General features: G+C 71.0%; 18 protein-coding genes. 7 read left to right on the top strand and 11 right to left on the bottom strand.

Features of this window, described 5'->3' with window-relative positions:
* Positions 1–5: 5 nt before the first annotated feature.
* Positions 6–1,502 carry an aldehyde dehydrogenase family protein gene (locus P3T35_RS23715; RefSeq protein ID WP_280707628.1) on the bottom strand — a complete coding sequence of 499 codons (1,497 nt, stop codon included), beginning with the start codon at positions 1,500–1,502 and terminating at the stop codon, positions 6–8.
* Between the two features lie 318 nt (positions 1,503–1,820).
* On the opposite strand from P3T35_RS23715, the gene P3T35_RS23710 reads away from it, so the two are divergent.
* From P3T35_RS23710 to P3T35_RS23700, 3 genes are all read left to right on the top strand, one after another.
* Positions 1,821–4,289, top strand: coding sequence for an FAD-dependent oxidoreductase (locus P3T35_RS23710; protein ID WP_280707626.1), 2,469 nt, complete (start codon positions 1,821–1,823; stop codon positions 4,287–4,289).
* 122 nt (positions 4,290–4,411) lie between these two features.
* Positions 4,412–5,533 carry an aromatic ring-hydroxylating dioxygenase subunit alpha gene (locus P3T35_RS23705; protein WP_101384102.1) on the top strand — a complete coding sequence of 374 codons (1,122 nt, stop codon included), beginning with the start codon at positions 4,412–4,414 and terminating at the stop codon, positions 5,531–5,533.
* Between the two features lie 35 nt (positions 5,534–5,568).
* The gene (locus tag P3T35_RS23700) at positions 5,569–6,654 is read left to right on the top strand and encodes an S-(hydroxymethyl)mycothiol dehydrogenase (RefSeq protein WP_101384103.1); all 1,086 of its coding nucleotides are present in this window, start codon (positions 5,569–5,571) and stop codon (positions 6,652–6,654) included.
* A gap of 65 nt (positions 6,655–6,719) precedes the next feature.
* Here the strand turns inward: P3T35_RS23700 and P3T35_RS23695 are convergent, their stop codons facing one another.
* From P3T35_RS23695 to P3T35_RS23680, 4 genes are read right to left on the bottom strand one after another with little or no spacing between them, the layout of a single operon-like run.
* Entirely contained in the window at positions 6,720–7,331 is a 612-nt protein-coding gene (locus P3T35_RS23695) for a sarcosine oxidase subunit gamma family protein (protein WP_280707622.1), read from the bottom strand.
* Positions 7,321–10,254: a sarcosine oxidase subunit alpha family protein gene (locus P3T35_RS23690; protein ID WP_101384105.1), complete on the bottom strand. Its 2,934-nt coding sequence runs from the start codon at positions 10,252–10,254 to the stop codon at positions 7,321–7,323. The genes P3T35_RS23695 and P3T35_RS23690 overlap by 11 nt, the downstream gene beginning before the upstream one ends.
* Complete coding sequence (locus P3T35_RS23685; protein WP_101384106.1) at positions 10,251–10,529, bottom strand: sarcosine oxidase subunit delta; 279 nt, start codon at positions 10,527–10,529, stop codon at positions 10,251–10,253. The genes P3T35_RS23690 and P3T35_RS23685 overlap by 4 nt, the downstream gene beginning before the upstream one ends.
* Positions 10,530–10,537: 8 nt before the next feature.
* The gene (locus P3T35_RS23680) at positions 10,538–11,755 is read right to left on the bottom strand and encodes a sarcosine oxidase subunit beta family protein (protein WP_101384107.1); all 1,218 of its coding nucleotides are present in this window, start codon (positions 11,753–11,755) and stop codon (positions 10,538–10,540) included.
* 429 nt (positions 11,756–12,184) lie between these two features.
* Between P3T35_RS23680 and betA the strand changes: the two genes are divergently transcribed.
* Positions 12,185–13,894, top strand: a complete 1,710-nt coding sequence (betA, locus tag P3T35_RS23675; RefSeq protein ID WP_101384108.1) for a choline dehydrogenase — start codon at positions 12,185–12,187, stop codon at positions 13,892–13,894.
* Positions 13,895–14,041: 147 nt separating this feature from the next.
* On the opposite strand, the gene P3T35_RS23670 is transcribed toward betA, so the two are convergent.
* The gene (locus tag P3T35_RS23670) at positions 14,042–14,728 is read right to left on the bottom strand and encodes a hypothetical protein (RefSeq protein ID WP_143677014.1); all 687 of its coding nucleotides are present in this window, start codon (positions 14,726–14,728) and stop codon (positions 14,042–14,044) included.
* 352 nt (positions 14,729–15,080) lie between these two features.
* Positions 15,081–16,937: a hypothetical protein gene (locus P3T35_RS23665; protein WP_143677015.1), complete on the bottom strand. Its 1,857-nt coding sequence runs from the start codon at positions 16,935–16,937 to the stop codon at positions 15,081–15,083.
* Between the two features lie 238 nt (positions 16,938–17,175).
* On the opposite strand from P3T35_RS23665, the gene P3T35_RS23660 reads away from it, so the two are divergent.
* Together P3T35_RS23660 and P3T35_RS23655 are read left to right on the top strand one after the other, a co-directional pair.
* Entirely contained in the window at positions 17,176–17,496 is a 321-nt protein-coding gene (locus P3T35_RS23660) for an NUDIX hydrolase (protein WP_101384112.1), read from the top strand.
* A 495-nt stretch (positions 17,497–17,991) separates the two neighbouring features.
* On the top strand, positions 17,992–19,455 hold the full coding sequence (locus P3T35_RS23655) for a GuaB1 family IMP dehydrogenase-related protein (protein WP_101384113.1): 1,464 nt from the start codon (positions 17,992–17,994) through the stop codon (positions 19,453–19,455).
* Between the two features lie 49 nt (positions 19,456–19,504).
* On the opposite strand, the gene P3T35_RS23650 is transcribed toward P3T35_RS23655, so the two are convergent.
* Positions 19,505–21,136, bottom strand: a complete 1,632-nt coding sequence (locus P3T35_RS23650) for a cellulose binding domain-containing protein (RefSeq protein ID WP_101384114.1) — start codon at positions 21,134–21,136, stop codon at positions 19,505–19,507.
* Positions 21,137–21,302: 166 nt separating this feature from the next.
* Positions 21,303–22,157 (bottom strand): NAD(P)-dependent oxidoreductase, encoded by an 855-nt coding sequence (locus P3T35_RS23645; protein WP_101384115.1) that lies wholly within the window; start codon positions 22,155–22,157, stop codon positions 21,303–21,305.
* Positions 22,158–22,331: 174 nt separating this feature from the next.
* On the opposite strand from P3T35_RS23645, the gene P3T35_RS23640 reads away from it, so the two are divergent.
* Positions 22,332–23,186: a helix-turn-helix transcriptional regulator gene (locus P3T35_RS23640; RefSeq protein WP_101384116.1), complete on the top strand. Its 855-nt coding sequence runs from the start codon at positions 22,332–22,334 to the stop codon at positions 23,184–23,186.
* Positions 23,187–23,264: 78 nt separating this feature from the next.
* Here the strand turns inward: P3T35_RS23640 and P3T35_RS23635 are convergent, their stop codons facing one another.
* Positions 23,265–24,842: a class I adenylate-forming enzyme family protein gene (locus tag P3T35_RS23635; protein ID WP_101384117.1), complete on the bottom strand. Its 1,578-nt coding sequence runs from the start codon at positions 24,840–24,842 to the stop codon at positions 23,265–23,267.
* 95 nt (positions 24,843–24,937) lie between these two features.
* Positions 24,938–26,656 carry a CoA transferase gene (locus P3T35_RS23630; RefSeq protein WP_218976741.1) on the bottom strand — a complete coding sequence of 573 codons (1,719 nt, stop codon included), beginning with the start codon at positions 26,654–26,656 and terminating at the stop codon, positions 24,938–24,940.
* Positions 26,657–26,984 lie beyond the last annotated feature (328 nt).

Below are 26,984 nucleotides of genomic sequence, written 5' to 3'. Positions count from 1 at the left end.
CTGCGTCAGCCGCCGAACCAGTGCTGGGCCACGGGGATGACGGTGCGCCAGACGTGCTTGGTCTCCTGGTACTCGCGAAGCCCGGACGGCCCGAGTTCGCGGCCGGTGCCGGACTGCTTGAACCCACCCCATTCGGCCTGCGGCACGTAGGGGTGGTAGTCGTTGATCCAGACGGTGCCGAGGCGGAGCCGGGCCGCGACCCGCTCGCCTCGTCCGGCGTCCTGGGTCCACACGGCGCCGGCCAGACCGTAGGGGGTGTCGTTGGCCAGGGCCACCACCTCGTCCTCCTCGTCGAAGAGTTCGACCGTGAGGACGGGGCCGAACACCTCCTCGCGCACCACCGTCATGCCGGCGTGGCAACTGTCGAGCACGGTGGGTCGCAGGAAGAAGCCTGCCTGGAGCTCCGGCTCGGTGGGCCGGCCGCCGCCGGCTCGGAGCACCGCGCCCTCGGCGAGTGCGCCCGCGAGCAGGCGCTCGACCTTCTCCCGGTGTTCCGCGGAGACCAGTGGGCCGGTCTCGGTGCCCTTCTCCAGCCCGTTGCCGAGCCGGATGAGGTCGGCGCGGCGGGCCAGCTCGGCGGTGAAGTCGGCATGCAGGCTTCGGTGCAGCAGCAGTCGTGAGCCGGCGGAGCAGACCTGGCCGGAGTGCAGGAAGGCGGCGGTGAGCGCGAAGTCGACCGCGGCGTCCAGGTCGGCGTCGGCGAAGACGATGTTGGGGTTCTTGCCGCCGAGTTCCAGGGCGACCTTCTTGACCGTGTCGGCCGCCGCCCGCATCACCGAGCGGCCGGTGGCGAGACCGCCGGTGAAGGAGACCAGGTCGACCTCGGGGTGTTCGGCCAGGGCGGCGCCGACGGCGCCGCCGCCCAGGACCAGGTTGGCGGTGCCGCTGGGCGCGCCGGCCTGCTCCAACTGCTCCTGGAGCAGCCGGAAGAGGCGGATCGTGGTCATCGGGGTGAGCTCGCTGGGCTTGGCCACCACGGTGTTGCCAGCCACCAGGGCCGGGGCGAGCTTCCAACAGATCTGCAGCAGCGGGTAGTTCCACGGCGTGATCAGCGCGCAGACGCCCACCGGTTCGTACACCACGCGGCTGATCGCGTCGGGCCGTCCGGTCTCGACCGTGCGGCCCGCGTCGGAGGCCGACAGTGCCGCGTAGTAGCGGAGTACGGCCGTGGCGTCGTCGACGTCGGCGCGGCTCTCCGACAGGGTCTTGCCGGTGTCGAGCGTCTCCAGCAGGGCCAGTTCCTCGCGGTGCTCCTGGAGTGCGTCGGCGGTGACCGTCAGGACGCCCGCGCGGCGAGCGGCCGGGGCGTGGGCCCAGGAGCCCTCGTCGAAGGCCGCCCGCGCGGCGCGTACGGCCCGGTCCGCGTCGACGGCTGACGCTTCGGCGACCAACGCCAGCGCGGACGCGTCGAACGGATTGACGATGGCTCGCTGCCGGCCGTCCTCGGCTGTCGTCCAGCCGCCGTCGATCAGCAGACAGGCGGGGTCACTGGTCAGGGGCACAGGCTGCCACCTCTCGATGAGTTGCGCGATACGAGACGTCTGTCTTCATGCGCAACTTTGCGGCGAGTATGGAAGGGCCTCAAATCCCTGTCAAGAGGGCGGTTCCCCGAGTGCCGCCGTGGACCCCTGGCGGCTGCTGACGGCGGGCTCTTGACAGCTCACACTGTGAGGCCGAGTCTGTTTCTTATTGCGCAGCCAGCTGCGCAATATGCAACTCCCCTGCTGTCCTAGCCGTTCGGGACGTCGGGCCGTCCCCGCTGTTCGGGACGCCGGCCGACCCCCAGCCCGCCGCAGCTACCTCCCGAGGGGATGGATGCCTTGACAGTCCAACCGAAAGTCGTGATCGTCGGTGCCGGGATCGTCGGCTGCGCGCTGAGCGACGAACTCACCGCACGCGGCTGGACCGACGTCACCGTGCTGGAGCAGGGCCCCCTCTTCGCCACCGGCGGGTCGAGTTCGCACGCACCCGGTCTGGTGTTCCAGACCAATTCCTCCAAGACCATGACGGAGTTCGCCTCCTACACCGTCCGGAAGTACGCGGCGCTGACCCTCGACGGCCAGTGGTGCTTCCGACAGGTCGGCGGGCTTGAGGTGGCCACCACCGCGCAGCGGCTCGCCGAGCTGAACCGCAAGCACGGGCTGGCCGCCTCCTGGGGGGTGGCGGGTGCGCTGCTCGACCCCGAGCAGTGCGCCGCTCTGCACCCGCTGCTCGACGCGGGCCAGGTGCTCGGCGGTCTGCACGTGCCCACCGACGGACTGGCCAAGGCCGTGCGCGCCGGCGAGGCACAGGCCCGGCGGGCGATCGAGCGCGGTGCCCGCTTCCTGCCCCACCACACCGTCACCGGGATCGAGTCGGCGGGCGGTAGGGTCACCGCCGTCGCCACCGACCGGGGCGGTTTCCCAGCCGACGTGGTCGTCTCCTGCGCCGGGTTCTGGGGGCCGAAGATCGGCCGGATGGCCGGGCTCACCGTCCCGTTGGTGCCGCTGGCCCACCAGTACGCCAGGACCACCCCGGTCCCCGCGCTGGCCGGCCACAACAGCGAGGCGCTGGAAGCCTCCAAGCCGATCCTGCGCCACCAGGACCGCGACCTCTACTACCGCGAGCACGGCGACCGGATCGGCATCGGCTCCTACGCCCACCGCCCGCTGCCCGTCGACCTCGACGACGTCGCGCACCCGAGTGCCGGCGCGCCCTCGATGCCCTCGATGCTGCCGTTCACCGCAGCGGATTTCGAGCAGGCCTGGGCCGACTCGCAGGAACTGCTGCCCGCGCTCGCCCGGACCAAGGTGGAGGAGGGCTTCAACGGCATCTTCTCCTTCACTGCCGACGGCTTCCCGCTGATGGGCGAGTCGCCGCAGCTGCGCGGCTTCTGGGTCGCGGAGGCGGTATGGGTGACCCACTCGGCAGGCGTGGCCAAGGCGATGGCCGAGTGGCTGGTCGAGGGCACGCCGCGCACCGACGTGCACGAGTGCGACCTGAACCGCTTCGAGCCAGTCCAGCTCGCCCCCTCCTACGTGCATCAGCGCAGCTGCCAGAACTTCGTCGAGGTCTACGACATCATCCACCCCTTGCAGCCCATGGAGGAGCCGCGCCCGCTGCGGGTCAGCCCCTTCCACGCCCGCCAGCGCGAACTCGGCGCCCACTTCCTTGAGGCCGCCGGCTGGGAGCGGCCGCACTGGTACGAGGCCAACGCCGGTCTGGCCGAGGTGGCTTCGATCCCCGGCCGGGGTGCCTGGGCCTCGCGCTACTGGTCTCCGATCGCGGGCGCCGAGGCGCTGGCCACCCGCGAGCGCGTGGCGATGTACGACATGACCCCGCTCAAGCGGCTGGAAGTCACCGGCCCCGGCTCGCTCGCCTTCCTGCAGTACCTGACCACCAATCAGCTCGACAAGCCGGTCGGCTCCGTCACCTACACCCTGCTGCTGGACGAGACCGGCGGCGTACGCAGCGACCTGACGGTGGCCCGGCTCGGCCCGGGCCACGGTTCTGGTGAACGCTGGCAGGTCGGCGCCAACGGTAACCTCGACCTCGACTGGCTGACCCGCCACCTGCCCGACGACGGTTCGGTCCAGGTCCGCGACATCACCGCCGGCACCTGCTGCATCGGCCTCTGGGGCCCGCGCGCCCGCGACCTGGTCCAGCCGCTCACCGAGACGGACTTCTCGCACCAGGCCTTCGGCTACTTCAAGGCGAAGCAGGCCTACCTCGGCAACGTGCCGGTCACCGCGATGCGGCTGTCCTACGTCGGCGAACTCGGCTGGGAGCTGTACACCACCGCCGACTGCGGCCCCAAGCTGTGGGACACCCTCTGGGCCGCCGGGCAGTCGCTCGACGTCCTCGCCGCCGGCCGCAGTGCCTTCAACAGCCTGCGCCTGGAAAAGGGTTACCGCTCCTGGGGCACGGACCTGACCGCGGAGCACAACCCCTTCGAGGCGGGACTCGGCTTCGCCGTCCGGATGGACAAGGGCGACTTCCTCGGGCGGCAGGCACTGCTGGGCATCACCGAGGAGACGGTCTCGCGCCGGCTGGTCTGCCTGCTGCTCGACGATCCACAGGCCGTGGTCATGGGCAAGGAGCCGGTGTACGTGGATGGCGTCCCCGCCGGGTACGTCACCAGCGCCGCCTACGGGTACAGCATCGGCGCCTCCCTCGCCTACGCCTGGCTGCCTCGGGCTGCTGCCGGCCCCGCCACCCGGGTGACCGTGGAGTACTTCGGCGAGCAGCTGCCCGCGACCATCACCGAGGAGCCGCTGTTCGACCCGAAGATGGCCCGCATCCGCCGTTGACAGCACGGCCGTTGACGTCGGCCGCTGGCACCGGCCTTTGACGGCACCGCCGTTGGCAGCACCGCTGTTGACAGCCCGGTCATTGAAAGCCCGCAGCCGACCCTGACGAAAGGCACACCGCCGTGGCCGCGACCGAACTCCCGCCGAGCCTGCTCCCCACCCTCCCCGGCTCCTCCTACACCGACCCGCAGGTCTTCGCGCTGGAACAGGAGAAGATTTTCGAGCAGATGTGGTTCTGCGCCGTGCGGGCGGGTGACCTCGACAAGCCGGGCAAGTTCCAGACCGTGCAGGTCGGCCGGGAGAGCGTGCTGGTGACCCGGGCCCGGGACAACAGCGTCAAGGCGTTCCTCAACATCTGCCGCCACCGTGGCGCGCGACTGTGCACGGAGGAGACCGGCGAGGTCAAGAGGGCCTTCCAGTGCCCCTACCACGCCTGGACCTACGGCCTGGACGGCAAGCTGATCGCCGCGCCCAACCTGACCGGCATGCCGGACGTGGACCGCACCACCTACGGCCTGGCCCCGGTGCACGTGCGCCAATGGCTCGGCTACGTGTGGGTGTGCCTGGCCGAGGAACCGCCCTCCTTCGAGGCGGACATCATCGGCGCGGCGACCGAGCGGCTCGGCGATCCGGCCGCCATCGACCGCTACCAGACCCACGAACTCTCGGTCGGCCGCCGGATTCGCTACGAGGTGCGTGCCAACTGGAAGTTGATCATCGAGAACTTCATGGAGTGCTATCACTGCGCGACCATCCACCCCGAACTGACCGAGGTGCTACCGGAGTTCGCCGACGGATACGCCGCGCAGTACTACGTCGGGCACGGTGCGGAGTTCGCCGGTGAGGTCCAGGGATTCACCGTCGACGGCAGCGCGGGCGTGGACCGGATCCCGACCGTCTCCGAGGACCAGGACCGCAGGTACTACGCGATCACGATGAAGCCGCAGGTCTTCGTCAACCTGGTGCCCGACCACGTCATCGTGCACCGGATGTACCCGCTCGCCGCAGACCACACCGTCGTGGAGTGCGACTGGCTCTTCCTCAAGGACGTGGTCGAGACGGGCCGCGACGTCTCCCGCTCGGTGGAGCTGTTCCACCGGGTAAACGTGCAGGACTTCGACGCCTGCGAGCGCTGCCAGCCCGCCATGGACTCGCGCGCCTACCGGGCCGGCGGCGTGCTGGTCCCGAGCGAGCACCACATCGCGGCGTTCCACGAGTGGGTCACCGACCGGCTGCGCAGCTGACGGGTCCTTTTCCGCCTACAGGAAGGCTGAGTTCGATGTCCCAGCAGGTCAAGGGTGTTGTCGCAGGTGGCAAGGGTCAGGCGGTGCGGGTCGAGGCGATCGTCGTGCCCGATCCGGGGCCGGGGGATGCGGTGGTGAAGGTCCAGGCCTGCGGGGTCTGCCACACCGATCTGCACTACCGGGAGGGCGGGATCAACGACGAGTTCCCGTTCCTGCTGGGGCACGAGGCGGCCGGCGTGGTGGAGGCGGTGGGGGAGGGGGTGACCGAGGTCGCGCCAGGCGACTTCGTGATCCTCAACTGGCGTGCGGTGTGCGGGCAATGCCGCTCCTGCCGGCGCGGGCGGCCGAAGTACTGTTTCAACACGCACAACGCCAAGCAGCGGATGACGCTGCTGGACGGTACCGAACTCTCGCCGGCGCTGGGTATCGGCGCGTTCGCGGAGAAGACGCTGGTCGCGGCCGGGCAGTGCACCAAGGTGGATCCGGCGGCTGCTCCGGCGGTGGCCGGCTTGCTGGGCTGCGGGGTGATGGCGGGGCTGGGCGCGGCGATCAACACCGGTGGTGTGGGCCGCGGTGACAGCGTCGCGGTGATCGGCTGCGGGGGTGTCGGCGGTGCCGCGATCACGGGAGCGCGGCTGGCCGGCGCGGCGAAGATCATCGCGGTGGACATCGACGACCGCAAGCTCGCCACGGCACTGAAGCTTGGGGCCACCCACACCGTCAACTCCGCCGCCGGGGACGCCGTGGAGAAGATCCGCGCGCTGACCGGCGGCAACGGCGCCGATGTGGTGATCGAGGCGGTCGGCCGCCCCGAGACGTACAAGCAGGCGTTCTACGCCCGCGACCTGGCCGGCACCGTGGTGCTGGTCGGCGTGCCCACCCCGGAGATGACCTTGGAGCTGCCGCTGCTGGACGTCTTCGGGCGCGGCGGCGCACTGAAGTCCTCCTGGTACGGCGACTGCCTGCCCAGCCGCGACTTCCCGATGCTGATCGACCTCCACCTGCAGGGCCGGCTCGACCTGGACGCCTTCGTCAGCGAGACCATCGCGCTGGACAGCGTCGAGGACGCCTTCGTCCGCATGCACAAGGGCGACGTGCTGCGCTCGGTGGTCGTGTTCTGAGTTCAGGGCACACATCGTTCTTTGAGCCCCGCAGCGTGCGCTGCGGGGCTCAAAGAACGACCTCGTCAGGGCGCGAGCGGCGGTTGCCGGTATTCCTCCATCGCGTCGAGCAGCCAGTCCGCCAGGTACTGCGCGAAGGACCCGCGTACCAGCAGCCGGTAGGTCGGCTCCGCATCGACCTGGTGGAGGATCACGTTGACCTTCGAGAGCAGGGTCTGAGCGCAGCGGCCCGGACCGAAGGTGCGCGGGTGCAGGTCCAAGGCACAGCCCTTCTCCAGCACCTGGCGGGCTGCGGGGCCGGCCAGTTCGAGCGTGGTGCGGTTGGCGGAGACGTCCACCACCGATCCGGGCTCGCTCTCCAGCGCCGCGTTCAGCAGGTCCGCCGTCGCGGGCGCGGAGCCGTCCGGGCCGATGAGCAGCCACTGCTGCGGGCCCAGCCAGAGCACCCGCAGGTCGCCCGCCTGGACGGCGGTGTCCGGGGCGGTCGGCAGCGGCTCGCCCAGTGCCGATGCGATCCGCTCAACAGCCGCGCTGCGTGGGTAGAGCTGGAGGTCGAGCTGGGCCAGGAAGGGCACCTCGCGCAGCCGCACACTCCGCTCACCGGTGGTCGAGTGCTCAGCGAAGACGTCGGCGAGGTGCCCGAGCGGGCTGCGTCGCAGGGTGGTGTCAGCCGTCACGGCGGGTTCCCTTCGGATCGTAGAGAACGGTGTCGGTGATGGTGGCGGCGATCACGCCGCCGGGCAGCGGCGCGTACACCGTCTCGCCCAGCCGCTCCCGCCCTCCCGCGACGAGTGCCAGGGCGAAGGTGCGGCCGAGCGCCGCGCTGCGGTAGCTGGAGGTGACGTGTCCCAGCGCCCGCGTGGGCGGAGCGACTTCGGCATCCGCCACGAGTTGCGCGCCTTCCGGCAGCAGCACGGCGGGGTCCACCGGCAGCAGGCCGACCAGCTGCCTGCGGTCGGTGCGTGCGGTGTCCGCGCGGCCGAAGGAGCGCTTGCCGATGAAGTCCTTCTGCCGGGAGACGACCCACTCCATGCCGAGATCCTGTGGGGTGACCGTGCCGTCGGTGTCCTGGCCGACGATGGGGTAGCCCTTCTCGGCGCGTAGTACGTGCATGGTCTCGGTGCCGTAAGGGGTGATGCCCAGGGGTTTGCCGGCCTGGATCACCGACTCCCAGGTGGCGAGGCCGTACCAGCTCGCGACGTTGATCTCGAAGGCCAGTTCGCCGGAGAAGGAGATCCGGCAGATCCGCGCCGAGACGCCGTTGGCCAGGCGTGTCTGACGTGCCGTCATGAAGGGGAAGGCGTCGTTCGACACGTCCAGATCCGGGGCGAGGGCGGCGACGACCTCGCGGGATCCGGGGCCGACCACCGCGACCGTGGCCCACTGCTCGGTCACCGAGGTGAACCGCACGCGCAGCCCGGGCCATTCGGTCTGCAGCCACTCCTCCAGCCAGTCGAGGACGCCTGCGGCGTTCCCGGTCGTGGTCGTCATGACGTAGCGGTCGTCGGCCAGGCGTACGGTCACGCCGTCGTCGAAGACCATGCCGTCGGCGCGGCACATCACGCCGTACCGCGCGGAGTTGACGGCCAGCTTGGCGAAGGCGTTGGTGTAGACCCGGTTCAGGAACTCGCCGGCGTCGGGGCCGATGACCTCGATCTTGCCGAGGGTGGTGGCGTCCATCACGCCGACGCCCTCGCGGGCCGCGCTGCACTCGCGCAGGACGGCCGCCTCCATCGACTCCCCGGGCTGCGGGTAGTACCAGGGGCGCTTCCACTGGCCGACGTTCTCGAAGACGGCGCCGTGCTGGACGTGCCAGGGATGGATCGCGGTGGTGCGCACCGGATCGAAGAGGGCACCGCGTTCGCGGCCGGCGAGCAGCGCGAAGGAGACCGGTACGTACGGGCCGCGGAAGGTGGTCGTGCCGACCTCGCCCGGCGAGCGGGCGCCGAGCAGCCGGGCGATGACGCCGGTGGCGCTCACCCCGGACGCCTTGCCCTGGTCGTGCGCGGTGCCGATGGTGGTGTACCGCTTGATGTGCTCGACCGAGCGCATCCCGGCCCGGATCGCGCGCTGCACGTCCGCGACCGTCGCGTCTCGCTGGAGGTCGACGAAGTGGTCGCTCCATTCGGACGGGTCGCCGTCCTCGCCGGGTACCACCCACACCGGTCGTGGCCGAGAGGGCCGGCCGCCACCGGAGTCGGGCGGGTACGGGGGTCCGCCCGGCCGAAGGCCGGGGGAGGGCACGGCGACCGGGAAGCCGGCCAGTCCGGCCGCTCCGGCCCCGGCGGCGAACCCGTCGTCGAGGCACCCGGCCAGGTCGAGGATGCCGCGCGCGGCGCCGACGCAGTCGACATGCTGCGCTGCCTCTGCGGGGACGAATGCGGCCAGTTCCTCGTCGTACCGCAGGCTGCCCTGGGACTGGCTCCACAGCTGAACGGCCGGGCTCCAGCCCCCCGAGACGGCGAGCAGGTCGCACGCCATCTCGCGGACGGGGCTGCTGATCGCATCGTCGGTATCGAGAGCGGCGATCCGCACCGCCGCCACGCGCGCTTCGCCCCGGGCGCCGACCACGGCCGATCCGACGATGACCTCGATTCCGGTGCGGCGCGCGGAGTCCACCAGGTCGGCGGGCGGCTGGGGCCGGGTGTCGACCAGCGCTGCCACCTCCGCGCCGGCCGCGACCAGGTCGAGCGCGGTGGCGTAGGCGTGGTCGTTGGTGGTGAGGACGACGGTGCGGTAGCCGGGGAGCACGGCGTACCGGTTCACGTACGCGCGCACGGCGGCGGCAGACATCACGCCTGGCAGGTCGTTGCCTGCGAAGACCATCGGCCGCTCGTGGGAGCCGGTCGCCAGGACCACCCGCCGGGCCCGGATGTGCCACAGCCGCTGCCGGGAGATGCCGGGGACCGGGTGCGGGCCGAGGTGGTCGGTGCGGTGCTCGGCGACGAGCAGGTAGTTGTGGTCGTAGTAGCCGGTCGCCGTCGACCTGGTGAGGATCCGAGTGTCGGCCTGTGCGGCCAACTCCGCACGGACGTCCTCCACCCAGTCGAGCGCCGGACGACCGTCGATCTTCTCCCGCCCGGCGAGCAGGGACCCGCCGAGTTCCGGCTGGTCGTCGACCAGGACGACCCGGGCGCCGGAGCGTCCGGCGGCGAGGGCGGCGGCCAGGCCGGCCGGGCCGCCGCCGACGACCAGGACGTCGGTGTGGACGTGCATCTTGTCGTAGACGGCTTCGTCGGGCGCCGGGTCGAGGCGGCCGAGGCCGCGCAGGCTGGTCGCCGAGAGGCCCTCGTACAGTTCGACCGTCGTCGCGAGCCGCATCGGCTCCGAACAGGGCCCGTCGATCTGGACCAGGGCGTTGGGCTCCTCGACTCCGGCCGTGGCGATGCCGCGTGGCCGCCCGCGGTGGAGGCTGGGCGCGGTGTGCAGCACGCCGTTGGCGATTAGGGCGGAGGCGAGGGTGTCGCCTCGCAGTCCGGTGTACTCCACGCCGTCGAAGGTGAAGCGCAGGGGAGCGGAGCGGTCGACCCGTCCGCCGTGCGGGAGGCGGCGCGGGTCGGTCGGCGGATGGGTCGGTGGGTCGGTCGGCGGATTGGTCATGGGATCACCGGCTTCGGCTGACCGGCCGGGTACACGGCCAGGATCTCGTGGGTGACGGTGTGTCGGATCAGGTTGAACCAGCGCCGGCATCCGGCGGCGTGTGACCAGCGCTCCGCGAAGGGGCCCTTGGGGTTGTCACGGACGAAGAGGTACTCGGCCCACTCGCTGTCGGACAGGCCCTCGGGGTTCGCCGGGTAGGCGACATGGGCCTGGCCGCCGTAGTGGAACTCGAGCTCTTCTCGTTCGCCGCACCAGGGACAGGCGATCAGCAGCATTCTGACTCCTAGTGCGCGACGGCGGCGGCGCCGTGCTCGTCGATGAGCGCGCCGGTGGTGAACCGTTCCAGCGCGAAGGGCTCGGCCAGCGGGTGCGGCTCGCCGGTGGCGATGGTGTGCGCGTACACCCACCCGGAGGAGGGCGTCGCCTTGAACCCGCCGGTGCCCCACCCGCAGTTGAGGTAGAGGTTCTCGATCGGCGTCGGGCCGATGATCGGCGAGGCGTCGGGGGTGACGTCGACGATGCCGCCCCAGGTCCGCAGGACGTGCGCCCGTGCGAAGATCGGGAACAGTTCGAGCGCGGCGGCCATCTGATGCTCGATCATGTGGAACGACCCGCGCTGCCCGTAGCCGTTGTAGGAGTCCACGCCCGCGCCCATCACCAGCTCGCCCTTGTGCGCCTGGCTCACGTACACGTGCACATGGTTGGACATCACGACGGTCGGGTGTACGGGTTCCAGCAGTTCGGAGACGAGGGCCTGCAAGGGATGGCTCTGAACGGGGAGCCGCAGTCCGGCCAGGTCGGCGAGGACGCTGCTGTGCCCGGCGGCGGCCAGCGCGACCCTCCCCGCGTTGATCGGCCCCCGGTTGGTCCGCACGCCGATCACGCGGTCGCCGTCGCGCAGGAATCCGGTGACCTCGCAGTCCTGGATCAGGTCGACGCCGTACTCGTCCGCCCTGCGCGCCAGTGCCCAGGCGACATGGTCGTGCTTGGCGATGCCGGCCCGCGGCTGCAAGGTCGCGCCGAGCACCGGGTAGCGCACGTCGGGAGAGGTGTTGACGATCGGACAGAAGTCACGGACCTGGTCGGTGTCCAGCCACTCGGCGTCGACCCCGCCGAGCCGGTTGGCGTTCACCCGGCGGGTGCCCTCGCGGACGTCCTGCAAGGTGTGGGCCAGGTTGAGCACGCCGCGCTGGCTGAACAGGAAGTCGTACTCCAACTCCTGGGGCAGCACCTCCCAGAGCTTCAACGCGTGCTCGTAGAGCGCTGCGCTCTCCTCGCACAGGTAGTTCGACCGGATGATGGTGGTGTTCCGGGCCATGTTGCCGCCGGCCAGCCAACCGCGATCGAGGACGGCGACGTTGGTGATGCCGTGGTTGCGGGCCAAGTAGTAGGCGGTGGCGAGCCCGTGGCCTCCCGCGCCGACGATGATCACGTCGTAGGAGCGCTTGGGGTCGGGGGTGCGCCACAGCCAGTCGGGGTGTTCGGGCAACCGGTGGGACATCGCGGACTCCTGGAAAGGTGCGGCGTCGGTGTCAGTGGAAGACGACTGTGCGGACGCCGTTGAGCGGGACCAGGCGTTCCACGTGCCACTGCACGGCGTGAGCCAATGCGAATCACCTCCTCAAAGCTGTTTCAGACTACGCACGCTGTTGCGTAAAGCACAACAGGATGACAAGAGGAGGTGGAGAGCCTTGACGAGCCTTGGATCGATCCGGAGACTGTTGCGCAATCTGAACGCAGTCTCACTTAGGGAAACGCTCGACTGGAGAAACGCTCGACCTCCAGAGCTGAACTCGCCACCCCGCCAGACTCGCAGAATCGGCGTCACCTCTCCCCGGGTGAGCCCCCCCCATGGCCTCGCTATCGCCCGACCACCGCCCGGTTTGGTACCGCACCCTCCCAGGTGCCGAGAGCAACGGCAGGAACACCCATGACCTTGCAGCAGTACGACTTCATCATCGTCGGCGGAGGTTCTGCCGGCTGCGCGCTCGCGGCCCGGCTCAGCGCCGACCCCGCCAACCGCGTGCTGGTGCTGGAGGCCGGCCGGCCGGACTACCTGTGGGACGTCTTCATCCACATGCCGGCCGCCCTGACCTTCCCGATCGGCAGCCGCTTCTACGACTGGAAGTACCAGTCCGAGCCGGAACCGTTCATGAACGGGCGCAAGATCTACCACGCCCGCGGCAAAGTCCTCGGCGGCTCCAGCAGCATCAACGGCATGATCTTCCAGCGCGGCAACCCGCTCGACTACGAGCGCTGGGCCGCCGACCCCGGCATGAAGGACTGGGACTACGCCCACTGCCTCCCCTACTTCAAGCGGATGGAGAACTGTCTCGCCGACCAGGAGGGCGCCCGCGGCGGAGCCTCCCCCAGCCTCCGGCCGGGGGTGCCCCCAGATCGTCACTTCCGCGGACACCAGGGTCCCCTTGTCCTGGAGCGCGGACCGGTCTCCAATCCGCTGTTCTCGGCGTTCTTCGAGGCCGTCCAGCAGGCAGGCTACCCGCTGACCGACGACGTGAACGGCTACCGCCAGGAGGGCTTCGCCGCGTTCGACCGCAACCTGCGCCGCGGCCGCCGCCTCAGCGCCGCCCGCGCCTACCTGCACCCGGTCAAGGACCGCCCCAACCTCGACGTGCAGACCCGCGCCCTGGTCACCCGCGTCCTCTTCGACGGCAAGCGCGCAGTCGGCGTGGAGTACGGTCAGGGCGGCACGCTGCACCGGGTGAGCGGTGGCAAGGTGATCCTCTCCGGCGGTGCCATCAACTCCCCGCAGCTGCTCCAGCTCTCCGGGGTGGGCAACGCCGCGGAGCTGGACGCACTCGGCATCAGGACCGTCCAGCACCTGCCCGGCGTCGGCGAGAACCTCCAGGACCACCTGGAGGTGTACGTGCAGCACGCGTGCAAGCAGCCGGTGTCGATGCAGCCGGCCATGAAGATGTGGCGGCGCCCCTTCATCGGCGCCGAGTGGCTCTTCCTGCGCAAGGGTCCCGGAGCGACCAACCACTTCGAGGGCGGCGGCTTCGTCCGCAGCAACGACGACGTCGCCTACCCCAATCTGATGTTCCATTTCCTGCCCCTTGCAGTGCGCTACGACGGCTCCGCGCCGGCGGGTGGGCACGGGTACCAGGTGCACATCGGACCCATGTACTCCGACGCCCGCGGCTCGGTGAAGATCAAGTCGAAGGATCCGCGCGAGCACCCCGCACTGAGGTTCAACTACCTCTCCACCGACCAGGACCGCCGGGAATGGGTCGAGGCGATCCGGGTCACCCGCAAGATCCTCGGCCAGGACGCCTTCGCCGAATTCAGCGACGGAGAGATCTCGCCCGGACCGGGCGTCGAGACCGACGAGCAGATCCTGGAGTGGGTGGCCAAGGACGGCGAGACCGCGCTGCACCCCTCGTGCACCGCCAAGATGGGCACCGACGAGATGTCGGTGCTCGACCCGGCCACCCTGGCGGTGCACGGGCTTGAGGGGTTGCACGTGGTCGACGCGTCCTCGATGCCGTACGTGACCAACGGCAACATCTACGCCCCCGTGATGATGCTCGCAGAGAAGGCCGCCGACCTCCTCCTGGGCAACACCCCGCTGGAGCCCGACACCGCCGAGTTCTACCGCCATCGCCACCGCCAGATCTGACTGCACGTCAGACATGGTGGTGGCGATGGATCTACGGCCCTCCCTCCTGCCCCCGCAGGCCGAGCCCGCCCCTACTCCCTGACCCCGGCCCGGAACAGTGCGAGGCCCGGTCGCCGACCGGGCCTCGCACTGTTCCGGGCCGGGCGTCTACCAGGAATCGGTGGTCTCCACGAGCGCGATCACCCGGCCCTGATCATCCTGAACGTCGACGCACACCTGCTGCCGGTCAAGCAGCCGGCCTTCGGCGCGGCAGCCGCCCCAGCTGCCGTTCGTATCCGGGGCCAACTGCCAGCCTGTCTGCGTCAAGTGGTCTCGGAGCTGTCGGACCACCGCGTCATCAGGAAGTCCTGTCGTGCTCCGCACCTGGATCTCCCGCGAGCAGATCGTCTGCGAACCGGAGCCGCAGCCCTCGCGGTTTTCCGCGACGGCCAGCCCGGCGGGCAGGGGCAGTACCTCCGCGCTGGAAGGAGTGGAGGCCAACGGCCCATTGACCACAAGCAGGAAGGCGGTCATCAGGATGTAGCCGAGGCCGATGACGCAGTAGAGGCCCGAGAGGATCAGGCCGAGGACTCCCCGAACCCCGGACGATCTCAGCTTGCGCACCCCGACGCGACGCCCCTCGACAACGATGCCCGTGATGAGGACCGCCACGGTCGCCAACGCGAACACCAGCAGCAGCGTGACCTTCGCGCCGGCGAGGATCCACTCCTCCGCCAGCGCGATCTCGGCCATCACGCAGAGCCCGAGCACGGTCCCGATGATCCAGCCTCCCCTGAACGTTCGGGCCGCCAGCGCCCAGCACACAAGAGGGATTCCGAAGACCAGGATGATCACGACCGACACTCTCTTCTACTCCGATGGGGGAGACCTCTTCACCGGTGGGCATCTTCGCGTGCAGGCACCGTGGCGATCCAGTCGTTCGCCACGGTGTCGACCTTCGGGCAGAACGTGCAGGTCGCTGACGGTCAGGTCGTAGACGCACCCCCTCGGCCAACCCGTTCGGGTACCGCGGGCGGTGTCGGGCTGCCAAGCGCGACGTCGTGTTCGACGGCAGCCGCCCGGCCCAGCAGCACGGCCTGGTGCTGCGTCGGGCTGGTGCTGCGTCGGGCTGGGCGGCGTACTCGTGATCGGTGGCGGACCGTCACACTGCGCGCGATGTGACGGACGGCGTCTCGCTGGTGGACCGTCAGGGGTTACGCGGTGGCCAGAAGTACCCCAGTTCCTTGGCCAGCGCGCCGTTGCCGCCGCAGAACTTCGCGTAGTTCCTCGGGTCCTCCCCGGCCAGCCGGCTCAGGACCTCGGCCGCCTGCTCCTCGGGCGGGCGGCCGTCGTCCGGCACCTCCCACCAGAACTGCAACCCGTCACTGAGCAGGCGCCGGTCACCGGCGACCAGTCCCGGCAGGTGCCAGAAGGTCACCACGACTGTGTTCGGGTCCTCGTGACCGCTGGTCACCCAGCCGGCTCGCGCCTCCCAGCGCAGCAGCAGTTCCGGGCGCTCGGTCAGCCCTGACCTGATCAGTCGGGCTGTGGTCCGGGCGGGCCAGGACCAGGAGCGATCAGCCGTGACCCGGGCGAGTTCGGCGTCGTAGGCGGCGGCATCGAACCGGTAGGCGGGCAGCTCGTCTGCGGTGGAGGAGAGAAGCGGATGCCGCGCGGGCCTGCGCCAGTTGTCCCACACCACCTCGTCGCCCTCGCGGCGGATGGTGACATGGAGCGCACCGCAGCAGCCCTCGGTGCAGTAAGCCTCGGCGAGTTGGACTTCGCGCGGCTCGGGCCCCGCCTGGAGCCGGCCCTGGTCCAGAAGGTACTCGGGGGAGTTGGCGGGCCCGAGGCCGAAGGCTGCGGGCACCAGCGGACGCCCGTCGAGCAGGATCCGGACCTCGACCGGCTCCCGGTCCACGGGCTCGCCCACCACCACCTCGAACCGCAACCGCTCTGCGGGAGACGGCAGTTCGAAGGGTCGCCACCCGGTGCGCCGGATCCAGCCGGCCTGCAGCCGCTGTTCCGGGACGGCACTGCCCGCGCCCGTCTCGACCGCGTCGGCCCACCGGGGTTCGGCGAGCAGCGAGCCGAGCCCCTGGAGCAGCGCTTCGCGCTCGCCGAGTGTCCAGTCCAGCAGCACCCCAGGCCCGCTGCCGAGGTCGAGGGCAAGCGCGAGCAGGGTGGCGTGGTGGGCGACGGTGGCGGGCAGCAGTCGGGCCCGGGGGACGACGCGCTCGTAGAGGGCCCGGGCGTCGGGGTAGGCGGCCAGGTCGGCCCAGTAGTCGCGGGTGCAGCCCATCCGGACCAGCAGGCGGGCGGCCCGGGCGAGGAGCTCGGTGTCGTCGGGGTACCGGTCGAGCAGTTCGGGCAGTCGGGCGGCGGCTGCGATCCGGTGGGCGGTCTCACTGCCGATGAGGCGAGGCGTGACCGTGAGGGCGAGCAGCTCCGCCCGCACGGCGTCCGGCCCGCCCAACCGCACCGCGCGGATCAGCGGACGCAACTGCGGCCGATGGCGGGTCGCGGCGAGCCAGGTTGCGGCAGCGCTCGAGCGGTCGATCCGGTCGAGGGCTGCCACTGCGAGCCCGGAGAACTGGGGGAAGACGCCGAGCAGCGAGAGCGGCGGTTCGTCCTTTGGCTCGCCGACCCGGCCGAGCAGGGCTATGCCCACGCTGACGGCGGTCACGGTGGTGCCGGTGCGGACCAGTTCCCGGGCCAGAGCGCGGGCGGCTTCCTGGTCCGCGCCGGGTAGCGGCAGCGCCTGGACGGCGGACCGGATCACCCAGAGCTGCCGCTTGGGCAGGACGAGGTGGACCAGCCGGTGGTGCAACGTGGCAACGTCGGATGGGAGCGGGGTCAGCGCGGCCCGGACGGCGGCCTCGGCGGCGGCCCGGGTGAGCACGGGCTCGTCGGGTTCCTCCGACCCGTCGCTGCCGGGCAGGGTGGGGAAGTGGTAGTCGCGCTCGGGCGGCAACCGGTCGGGCGACTCGCGCAGCAAGCGGCGGGCCCGGTCGTAGAGGGCGGGTGAGCTGGTGAGCGCCTCGCGCTCGTCCTGGGCGCTCACCGGGCGGAGTTGAACTCGATTCCGTAGGTCATAGGCGCATCGTGACAGGCTGGGGCGGGCGCTGTCGAGTCCATTGTTCCCGGGGCACGGTCCGCCGGTTCGTTGCTGCTCAACCATCCCACCGTGCCCGGCACGGTCGGCTCTTCATGAACGATTCCTGATCTTCTTGTCAGCCGTGCTGAGGCGGGCACGGGCGTCAGTTGCTGCCCGCCTCGACGGTGACGGTGACGGTGACCGAGTGGCATCGCAGCCCGGCGGCAAGCTCGAACTCGGCGAGGAACCTGCGGACTGCGCGGCCCGCGAGGTCCAGGAGGAGAGCGGCTGGGACGTGGCCGCCGGCCCGCTCCTGGACGTCTGGATGTACCAGCCGATCCCCGACCGGCACGTCTTCATCGTCACCTACGGCTGCCGGCTCCTCGGCCCGGAGCAGGCCCCGGTGGTGAGCAACGAGCACAAGGAGGTCGGCCTCTTCGCGAAGAATCAGATCGCTGACCTGGTCATGCCGCAGGGCTACAAGGACTCCATCGCCCGCTGGTACGACCAGCTCGGAGCCGACTGATCCGTCGTGCCCGGACCCGTACTCAACGCGGCACTGTGGCGGACTCCGACTTCGCCGCCGTGCTGCAGTTCGGCGACTCCACCGTGCGCCTGGCCGAGACCCGACGCGCGCCCACGCCAGCAGCGAGAATGCGCCGACGCCGAACAGCAGCATGGCGAAGGTCGGACGGTAGTGCGGGCGATCGCTTGTTCGGGGTATGGGTGTGGCCACAGGAACAGGTAGGCGGAGATCTTATTCCGCACATCAGGCTCGGTGCAGTGCTGCACCACTCGCCGAGTGGAGGCGACCCCGGCTGGCGTTGGATGTTCCTATGAAGCGCCGAACCGGATTGGTGATCTTCGTTGTGCGGATCTTCAACGTTCGGGTGTGAACTGGCTTTCGATCCGGGTATCCATGAGACTCGTCGGTTGGGTGCGGGGCGCCCGAGTGCGCTCGGCCGGCCGGCCCCCTATTGCACCCGAGGTCTACCCTCCCGAAGGCAGAGAGCCCGCTCCCATGCGTTTCTTGAACTCCCAGACCGGCACGATCGACGACCGTTATTCGGGACCGTACGACCTCACGTACGACGACGTCTTCATGGTCCCCAGCCGCTCTGCGGTGAGGTCCCGGCAGGGGGTGGATCTGGCTTCGCACGATGGGACGGGGACCACGATTCCGCTGGTGGTAGCCAATATGACCGCCATCGCGGGGCGACGGATGGCGGAGACGGTGGCCCGGCGGGGTGGGCTGGTGGCGATTCCGCAGGATCTGCCGACCGAGGTGATCGCGGAGGTCATCGGGTGGGTGAAGCAGCGGCACCTGGTGTTCGACACGCCCGTCACGCTGACCCCGGGGGCCACCGTGGCGGATGCGCTGGCGCTGCTGCCCAAGCGGGCGCACGGGGCGCTGGTGGTGGTCGAGGACGGCAGGCCGGTCGGCGTGGTGACCGAGGGTGACTGCCAGGGCGTGGACCGGTTCACCAGCCTGTCCGAGGTGATGTCGCGCGACCTGACGGTGCTCGAGGAGAGCGTGGACCCGCGCGCCGCGTTCGAGGCGCTCGGCGAGGGCCACCGCAAGCTGGCTCCGGTGGTGGACGCGGACGGGCAGCTGGTCGGGATCCTGACCCGCAAGGGTGCGCTGCGGGCCACCCTCTACACCCCGGCCGTGGACGCGGCCGGCAAGCTGCGGGTCGCCGCCACCGTCGGGATCAACGGGGATGTGGCCGGCAAGGCCAAGGCGCTGATCGAGGCGGGTGCGGACGTGCTGGTGGTGGACACCGCGCACGGGCACCAGGAGACGATGATCAACGCGCTGCGCTCGGTGCGGGCGCTGGATCCGCAGGTGCCGATCGTGGCCGGCAACGTGGTGTCGGCGGCGGGTGTGCGTGACCTGGTCGAGGCGGGCGCGGACATCCTCAAGGTCGGCGTCGGCCCGGGCGCGATGTGCACCACCCGGATGATGACGGGCGTCGGTCGGCCGCAGTTCTCCGCGGTGCTGGAGTGCGCCGACGAGGCGCGTCGGCTCGGCAAGCACGTCTGGGCGGACGGCGGGGTGCGGCACCCGCGTGACGTGGCGATGGCGCTGGCCGCCGGCGCCTCCAATGTGATGATCGGCTCCTGGTTCGCCGGGACCTACGAGTCGCCGGGGGACCTGCAGACCGCGCCCGACGGCCGGCAGTACAAGGAGAGCTTCGGCATGGCCTCGGCCCGCGCGGTGCGCAACCGGACGGCCGACGAGTCCGGTTACGACCGGGCGCGCAAGGGGCTCTTCGAGGAGGGCATCTCCACCTCGCGGATGTTCCTCGACCCGGCCCGCCCGGGCGTCGAGGACCTGATCGACTCGATCGTGGCCGGTGTGCGCAGCTCCTGCACCTACGCCGGTGCCGGATCCCTCGAGGAGTTCCACGAGAAGGCGATCATCGGCGTGCAGAGCGCGGCCGGCTACGCCGAGGGCAAGCCGCTGCACTCCAGCTGGGCGTGAGACGGGGTCGGCCCCGGCTAAGAGCCGGGGCCGACCGGCGAAACGAGCCTCAACCGGTGTAGCCCGCCCACAGCTTGGAGAACTGGTACGGCGTCTGCGGGATGTTGGTGCACTTGAACAGCGCACCGGTGCAGGCGTTGCCATCCCGGGTGACCTCCCAGAAGGAGAGCTCGCCGAGGTGGTTCTGCTGCGCGAAGGTCAGCAACTGCTGTGCGTCGGCGGTGCCGAACACCTCGTCGGCGTTGTCGTTCTGGCCCAGCATCGGGGTGACGCCGACCATCGCCCAGGTCTGCGCAGTGGTCAGGTTCGGCCAGACCCGGGCGATCTGGGACCGGGTCGACTGGGCCGACTGGATCGCGTAACTTCCCATCTGGCCAGCCGGGTTGGGGGCCTCGGTGTCGCCGAAGTCCATTGCCATCACATTGACCGCGTCCACCGCCACGCCGGCCGCCTTGGCGGACTGCAGCACGTAGACACCGTCGCTGGTCAGGCCGCTGGGCAGGACCGGCAGGGTCAACGAGACCTTGAGGTCGCGGCCCTTGGCCCGCTGGGCGGCCTGCACGGCGGCGATCGCGGCCGAGCGGCGGTCGATCGAGGCGTGGTCGGAGACCGCCGCGCCCTCGATGTCGAAGTCGATCCGGTCCAACCCGTAGGCGTCGACGACCTTCTGGTACTGGGCGGTCAGGCTCGCCACATCGGCGCAGGAGTGGGCCAGTTCGGTGCCGTTGGCGCCACCGAAGGACGGGCGGATGTCGCCGCCGGTGGCCCGGAAGGCGTCGAAGTCGGCCTTGTCCCAGGCGGTTCCGGGATCGTAGGCGTTGAACCAGCTGGCCGTGCAGGCGCTGGTGCCGTTGACGATGAAGCCCAGTGAGAACTGCTTGAGGCCGGTGGTGGCCGCGATCCGAGTGAGACTGGGCGTGGGGTAGGCACCCAGGTCGACGAAGGGCGCGGCCACGCCGGCCGTGCTGCCGCTGCCGGCGATCCCGGTGACGGCGGCCGACTGCGCGGACTTGTTGCCGGCCGCGTCATAGGCGGTGACGGTGAAGGTGTGGCTGCTGCCCGCCAGTAGCCCGTACACCGTGGCGCTGGTGCCCGTCGTGGTCGACGCGACCACCGCGCTTCCCTCATGGACCCGGTAGCCGGCCACGCCGACGTTGTCGGTCGACGGCTGCCAGCTCAAGGTAACGGCACCCGGGCCGGTTCCGGAGACCGCGACGCCGGTCGGCACGCTGGGCGGGGTGGTGTCCACCGGGCCGCCGGCACAGGACTGGTTGTTGATCAGGCAGTTGACCGGCAGCACCGGGGTGCCGCTGCCGCTCACGTCCATCCCGACCCCGGGCGCCGAGGCGCCCGGGGCGAGCGGCGAGGCCCAACTCGGCGAGGTGATCGTGTAGTGGCCGTTGCTGCTGGTCAGCGTGCCGTTCCAGGCGCTGCCGCCGATGGTCTCACCGCTTGGCAGGTCGAAGGTGATGGACCAGGAATTCACCGTGGTGTTGGTGTGGTTGGTGACGGTGAAGTCCAACTCGAAGCCGCTCGACCAGCTTTGCGGCGACGAGGCGGTGGCGACCAGCCCGGAGACGCCGGCATCGGTCTGGGCGGCGGCCGCCGGCAGGGAGAGCGGCAGTACGGCTCCGGCCAGCAGGGCGGTGGTCACGAAGGCGGGCAGGGTGACGCGCCTCATGGGCGGGTCCTCCTCGGGGCGGGGCAGGGCACGGGGGTGCGCTGCCGGGGACGGTGGGGGCGTGCCGGCGACAGCACCACATTGGTCGAGACCAATGTGGTGCGTCAATAAGGCGATCCTTAAGTAGGCCTGATTTCCCGTCACCGCACCGGACAGCGTGGCAGGTTCAGAGCGCCCCGGCGTCCTGGGCCGTCCAGACCGACGGGAAGAGCGGACGCCAGCCGAGCTCCGCCCGGATCCGGGCGGTGGAGACCAAGCCGTGCCACGGGTCCTCGTCCACCCGGCCGGCCGCGTCAGCCGGCAGCGGCACGCCGTGCAGCTGGTGCAGCTCGACGGCCGAAATCGGCGCGTCGCCCGTCACGTTGTAGGCCCGCCCGGCCGCACCCGGCGTGCTCAGCGCCCGCCAGAGCGCCAGGCTCGCATCCGCGTGGTGCACCACGGCCAGCCGCTTGTGCGCCGGCCAGCTCGCCACCCGCTGCACCACGTCCCGCAGGTGGCTGTCGCCCTCGCCGTAGACGAAGGCCAGCCGCACCACGGTCAGGCCCAACGCCGGGTCCAACTCCCGCATCGCCAGCTCGGCCTGCGCCTTGGACTCGGCGTAGGCGCCGAACAGCGGACCCGGCGCCAGCTCGTCGTCCTCCTCCGCGGGCCGGCCCAGGCCCCCGGCGTACACCAGATTGGTGCTGGTCTGCACGAACCGGGTCACTCCCGCCGCCAGCGCCTGCAGGGCCAGCTCCACGGCCGCGTCACGGTTCACCTCGAAGGCCTCCTCGTTCGGCACATCACGGAAGGCGGCGGCCACGTTCACCACCGCGTCGGCCCCGACCAGCGCCTTCGCCCGGTCGTCGGCGTCCCGCAGGTCGCCCTCCACCACCTCGACGCCCAGCCGGGCCAGCGCCTCGGCCCGGGCAGCGTCGCGCACCAGGACTCGCACCGTGTCGGTGCCGGCCCAGTGCACCAGCCGCGGCACGAACCGCTGACCGACCTGACCCGTCGCACCGGTCACCAGAATCCTCGCCATGGTCTCTCCCTGAATCGTCGTCCGGCGCCGTCCGCCGGCTCGACAACCAGCCTGCCGACGCCGCTCGGGGAGCGGGAGAGACCTCTTGAGCAGCGGCTCGCCCAACCAGGGACCGGCAATCCCTGGATAGACCCGCCCTGGATCGGCCGGACGGCCGACCGGCATCCTGGGATCATGACGGACCGCACGGAACTCGCCGACTTCCTCAGCCGCTGCCGCGCCCGGCTGGCGCCCGCCGACGTGGGGCTGCCGCCCGGCGCCCGGCGCCGCACCCCCGGACTGCGCCGCGAGGAGGTGGCCCAACTGGCCGGCCTCTCGGTGGACTACTACGCCCGCCTGGAGCAGGCTCGCGGCCCGCAGCCCTCACCGCAGCTGCTCGTCGCGCTGGCCCGCGCGCTGCGGCTCACCGAGGACGAGCGCAACCACCTGTTCCACCTGGCCGGCCATGAACCGCCGCGCACCCGGCGCACGCTGACCCACCTCCAGCCCGCCCTGCTGCTGATCCTGGACCGCCTGCACGACACCCCGGCGCAGGTGGTCTCCAAGCTCGGCGATGTGCTGGCGCAGAACCGGATGGCGATCGCGCTGCTCGGCGACCGCTCCCAACTGCCGCCGCGTGAACGCAACGTGATGTGGGCGTGGTTCACCGACCCGGCCAGCCGCGAGCGGTTTCCGGCGGCCGAGCACGAGGAGCTGGCCCGCAGCCATGTGGCCAACCTGCGGGCGGTGCGCGCGGCTCAGCCGGACGACGCCGAGGCCGCCGAACTGGTCGACGAACTGCTGGCCACCAGCGAGGAGTTCGCCGAGCTGTGGGCCCGGCACGACGTGGCCACCCGGCGCAGCGGGCGCAAGACCGTGCTGCACCCGGTGGTCGGGCCGATCGAAGTGGACTGCGAGGTGCTCTGCGGCGCGCGGGACGGCCAGCTGCTGCTGGTCTACACGGCCCGACCGGGCAGCGAGTCGGCCGGCCGCATGGAACTGCTGCGGGTGCTCGGCTCGCAGCAGATGACGGAGACTCCCAGTAGGTGACCTGGACAGTAGGTGACGTGGGCAGCAGGTGACGTGAAGCCGGTTCCTTCATTGTGGAGCCGGCTCCGGCAGCCCCCGCTATGCGAGGATCTCCCGTGCCATCCGGGAGAGTTCGGTGCGGGAGAGCTTGCCGGTGCTGCCCAGCGGCAGGGTGGTCAGCGCCACCAGCTGCTCGGGCAGTTTGCGGCGCTCCAACCCGCGCTGCTCCTCCAGGAAGTGGTTGAGCTCGGCGAGGGTCGGGGTGGGGTGGTCCTGGTGCGGCACCACGCAGACGCAGAGCCGCTCGCCCAGGTCAGCGTCCGGCACCGGCACGCAGATCGCCTCGGCCAGCGCCGGGTGCGCACCGGCGTGCCGCTCCACCTCGGCCGGGCTGATCGAGTACCCGCCGCGCTTGATCAACTGGCTGTTGCGCCGCAGTAGTTGAAGCCTGCCGTGCCGGTCGACCAGCCCGTGGTCGCCGGTCCGCACCCAGCCGGTGGCGTCCCGGCTGCGGGCGTCCAACTCCGGTGCGCCGACATAGCAGAGCGGGGTCATCGGCCCGCGCGCCCACAACTCCCCGGCGGTGCCGGCCGGGAGCGGGCAGCCCTGCTCGTCGCGGACCTCGAAGTCGCAGACCGCCGGGTCCGGGCGGCCCAGCACCGTGGTCTCGGCGCCTGTGATGCGGTATTCGCCACGGCAGTTGACGCCGTCCGAGGAGCCGTAGACGTTGCTCACCGGGCGGCCGAACCGCTCCAGGGCGGCGGCGAGCACCCCGGCCGGCAGCCCGTCGCAGCTGGCGATCACCGCTTGCAGACTACTCAAGTCCTTTCCGTTCAACGGTGGTTGGGCGGTCATACGGCGCAGGATGGTGGCCACCGCGAAGAGGTGCGTCACCCGGTGCTCGGCGATCGTCCGCAACGCGGCGACCGGGTCGAAGCGGTCGAGGAGCACCAGGGTGGCACCGTGGCGGTAGAGCGAGACGGTGCCGAGCGAGCCGTAGGAAGCCGACAGCGGCACCAGGATCAGGGAGCGGGGCGCCGGTTCGCCGTCGTAGATGGCCCGCAGGTAGTTGCCTCGGCCGCCGCCCATGGCATTGTGCGAGTAGGCGATCATCTTCGGCTCGGCCTCGGAGCCGGAGGAGACCAGGATGCGGGCCGGCGCATCGGGGTCAGCCGACGGCGCGGGGGCGGCGCTCTCCTGCCATGCGATCAGCTGCTCGGGCGTCAGAACTGCCTTGAGGTGGGGCAGATCGGTGATGTCGAGCGGCCTGGTGGTGACCAGCGCGGTGGCTCGGGAGCGAGCCAGCAGGGAGCGGGCCTCGCTGCTGCCCGGGCCGTCCGGGAAGGTCAGCGCCACCGATCCGAGGCGGGCGGCGGCCAGTTCGGCGGCCAGCGCCGGCCACCCGTTCGGCAGCCGGACGGCCACGATCTCCCGGTCACGCACCCCGGCCGCCGTCAGCGCGCCGGTGAACCGTCCAACCCAGTGGTCGAGTTGGGCATAGCTGACCGCAGTGTCGCCGTGGATCACCGCATCCCGGTCGGGGTGGGCGAGAACGCGCTGCCGGAACAGCTGGTAGATGCCGCTGTCCAGGTAGTGGCCGTCCGCCGACCAGGCGCGGCGCAGGGCAGTCGGGATGCGGTCGGCGAGGGTGATGCCTTGGCGGGAGGTCCAGCTCATGGGGGCTCCGTGGGTCGGATGTGCGGGACCCGGTCAGTCGTCGAACTGCCGGACCTGCCAGGTGTCGAAGTGCGCGAAGTGCCGTGGCAGGCCGGTCAGGCGTCGAACTGCCAGGGCGCCCGGGGCAGTACGCAGCTGTCGTGCTGGAGGGCGGCGGCGAACCGGGGGTCGGCGGCCAACTCCTCGGGGGCGACGGCAGGGAAGCGGGCTGGGGGAACGTCGGGCGGGGACGCCATGTCCAGCAGGGTGACGGCGGCGGAGAATAGGGATGAGTCGACCCGCTGCCCGAAGCCGCTGCCGGCCCGGGCCACCAGGGCGGCCAGCACTCCGGTCGCGCTGACCAGGCCGCCGAAGATGTCGGTGATGGTCAGCAGGGCGGGGGCCACCGGCCGTCCGGGCGGCGTCACCAACGCCGCCAGTCCGCTGTGCGCCTGCACCAGGTAGTCGGTGCCCACCGGCAGAAAGCCGCCGCTCAAGGTGCTGCCGCTCAAGGTGCTGCCGCTCAAGGTGCCGCCACGCATGCCGCCGCTCATGGTGCTGCCGTCCAAGGCGTTGCCGTCGGCGTTGAAGAGTTCACCCCAGCCCGATGCCCAGGCGTGCACCAGGCCCGGCTGCTCGGTCAGTAGCTGCCCGGGGTCGAGCCCGAAGGACTCCGCCTTGCCAGGGGCCAGGTTGTGCAGGAACACCTCGGCGCCGCCGATCAGTTCACGGATCGCCCGGCGGCCGGCGGGGGAGCGCGGGTCGGCCTCGAACACCCGCTTGTTCCGGTTGAGCGCATGGAACCGGGCCGATACCTCGCCCACCATCGGCGGTACCCCGCGCAGCGGGTCCCCGCCGAGCGGCTCGACGCGGATCACCTCGGCACCGAGCAGTGCCAGCAGGTGCCCGGCCAACGGACCTTGAAGCCTCCGGGTCATCTCGACCACCACCAGCCCGGCCAGCGGGCCGGCACCGGCCGGCGCCGGCGGCAGTGGCGAACCGGGACCGGGGACGCTCTCGATCCGCCACGGCGGCAGCCGGTAGCCGCTCGGCCCCTGGGCGCGGACGGGGACGATCGACACCCCGACCGAGACGGCCGCATCGGTCAGTTGGCGGTAGCTCAGCTGCCGGGTGGCCAGGTCGAGTTCCACCGGAAGTGCGCAACTCCCGGTGGCGAAACGGAGTTGGAACGGCGGCCAGCCTTGCCCGACCACCGGACGGGCCACCCCGAGCCCGCTCCAGAACGCCAGCCACTGCCCGGGGTCCAGCGCCTCGATCTCGAACCGCACCCCGTCGGCGCTGGTGAACGGCGGAGGTCCGGCGTCGGCCCGGGTCGGCTCGGGCGGATCGTCCGCCGTCGCCGCCGCCAGGTACTGGCCGACCGCGAGTAACGCCGCACCCGCCACCGAGGTGCGCACCCGGCGTGCCGAGCCGCCGCGCAGAACAGCGAGGCGAGCGGCCAACAGGCCCTGCACGGCCAGCACTCCGGCCACCGCACTCGCGTACTCGATGCCCAGCGGCTGCGGCGTGCCGTACCGCCGCCCGTGCACGGCGGCCAACCCGCAGGCCGCCTGCACGTCCGCCTCACTCGCCAGCGGCATCGCCACCGGCCCGGCCCAGTCGAGCGCACAGGTGACGGTGCCCGAGCCGACGCCCAAGGTCAATCTTGCTGGCGCGGAAGACTTATGATGTTCAGTCAACTCGGCACCGAGCAGCCGGAGCTGGTGGATCGCCAGCTGAAGGGGGAAGCCGCGACCGGTGGCCGTCAGGGCGACTCCGGTCAGCGGTGCGGTGGTGCCGGTCGTGGCGGGGCGGAGCAGCGTGTCCTCGCGCATCGATTCTCGTCCTGGCGACTGAAGGTGTGTCTTGGGTGGCAGAAGGCCCTGAGGCACAAGGGGCAGAAGTGGTCCCTGTGCTCTGTGTGACGACACTATCACGACAGGTGACGACCTTGATCGACGCAATCGGCGCAGCTGATCGACCCAGCCGATCGACGCAATGAATGCAGCCGCGATGAATGCGATGAATGCAATGGACGCAGTCGACAGAGCCGTCGAGCCGGGCGATCACCACGAAGACGCGAGGGGGCTGGCGCCCTTCGTGCCCACGTGGGTGCGCCTGGTGGCCCGTTCAACGCAGCAGCGGTTGCGAGGGCGTCGGAGC

Origin of the sequence: Kitasatospora sp. GP30, from assembly GCF_029892145.1 — a bacterium.
GTDB classification, from domain to species: domain Bacteria; phylum Actinomycetota; class Actinomycetes; order Streptomycetales; family Streptomycetaceae; genus Kitasatospora; species Kitasatospora acidiphila.
Note: the sequence above shows the minus strand (reverse complement) of the source record. Positions and strands in the feature narration are given on the sequence as shown.

What these genes read in the sequence shown, in the direction of transcription:
- P3T35_RS23700 (WP_101384103.1), top strand. Translation starts at nt 5,569, where the DNA reads ATGTCCCAGCAGGTCAAGGGTGTTGTCGCAGGTGGCAAGGGTCAGGCG.
- P3T35_RS23645 (WP_101384115.1), bottom strand. Translation starts at nt 22,157, where the DNA reads ATGGCGAGGATTCTGGTGACCGGTGCGACGGGTCAGGTCGGTCAGCGG.
- P3T35_RS23690 (WP_101384105.1), bottom strand. Translation starts at nt 10,254, where the DNA reads ATGACCAATCCGCCGACCGACCCACCGACCCATCCGCCGACCGACCCG.
- P3T35_RS23680 (WP_101384107.1), bottom strand. Translation starts at nt 11,755, where the DNA reads ATGTCCCACCGGTTGCCCGAACACCCCGACTGGCTGTGGCGCACCCCC.
- P3T35_RS23685 (WP_101384106.1), bottom strand. Translation starts at nt 10,529, where the DNA reads ATGCTGCTGATCGCCTGTCCCTGGTGCGGCGAACGAGAAGAGCTCGAG.
- betA (WP_101384108.1), top strand. Translation starts at nt 12,185, where the DNA reads ATGACCTTGCAGCAGTACGACTTCATCATCGTCGGCGGAGGTTCTGCC.
- P3T35_RS23640 (WP_101384116.1), top strand. Translation starts at nt 22,332, where the DNA reads ATGACGGACCGCACGGAACTCGCCGACTTCCTCAGCCGCTGCCGCGCC.
- P3T35_RS23655 (WP_101384113.1), top strand. Translation starts at nt 17,992, where the DNA reads ATGCGTTTCTTGAACTCCCAGACCGGCACGATCGACGACCGTTATTCG.
- P3T35_RS23635 (WP_101384117.1), bottom strand. Translation starts at nt 24,842, where the DNA reads ATGAGCTGGACCTCCCGCCAAGGCATCACCCTCGCCGACCGCATCCCG.
- P3T35_RS23630 (WP_218976741.1), bottom strand. Translation starts at nt 26,656, where the DNA reads ATGCGCGAGGACACGCTGCTCCGCCCCGCCACGACCGGCACCACCGCA.
- P3T35_RS23650 (WP_101384114.1), bottom strand. Translation starts at nt 21,136, where the DNA reads ATGAGGCGCGTCACCCTGCCCGCCTTCGTGACCACCGCCCTGCTGGCC.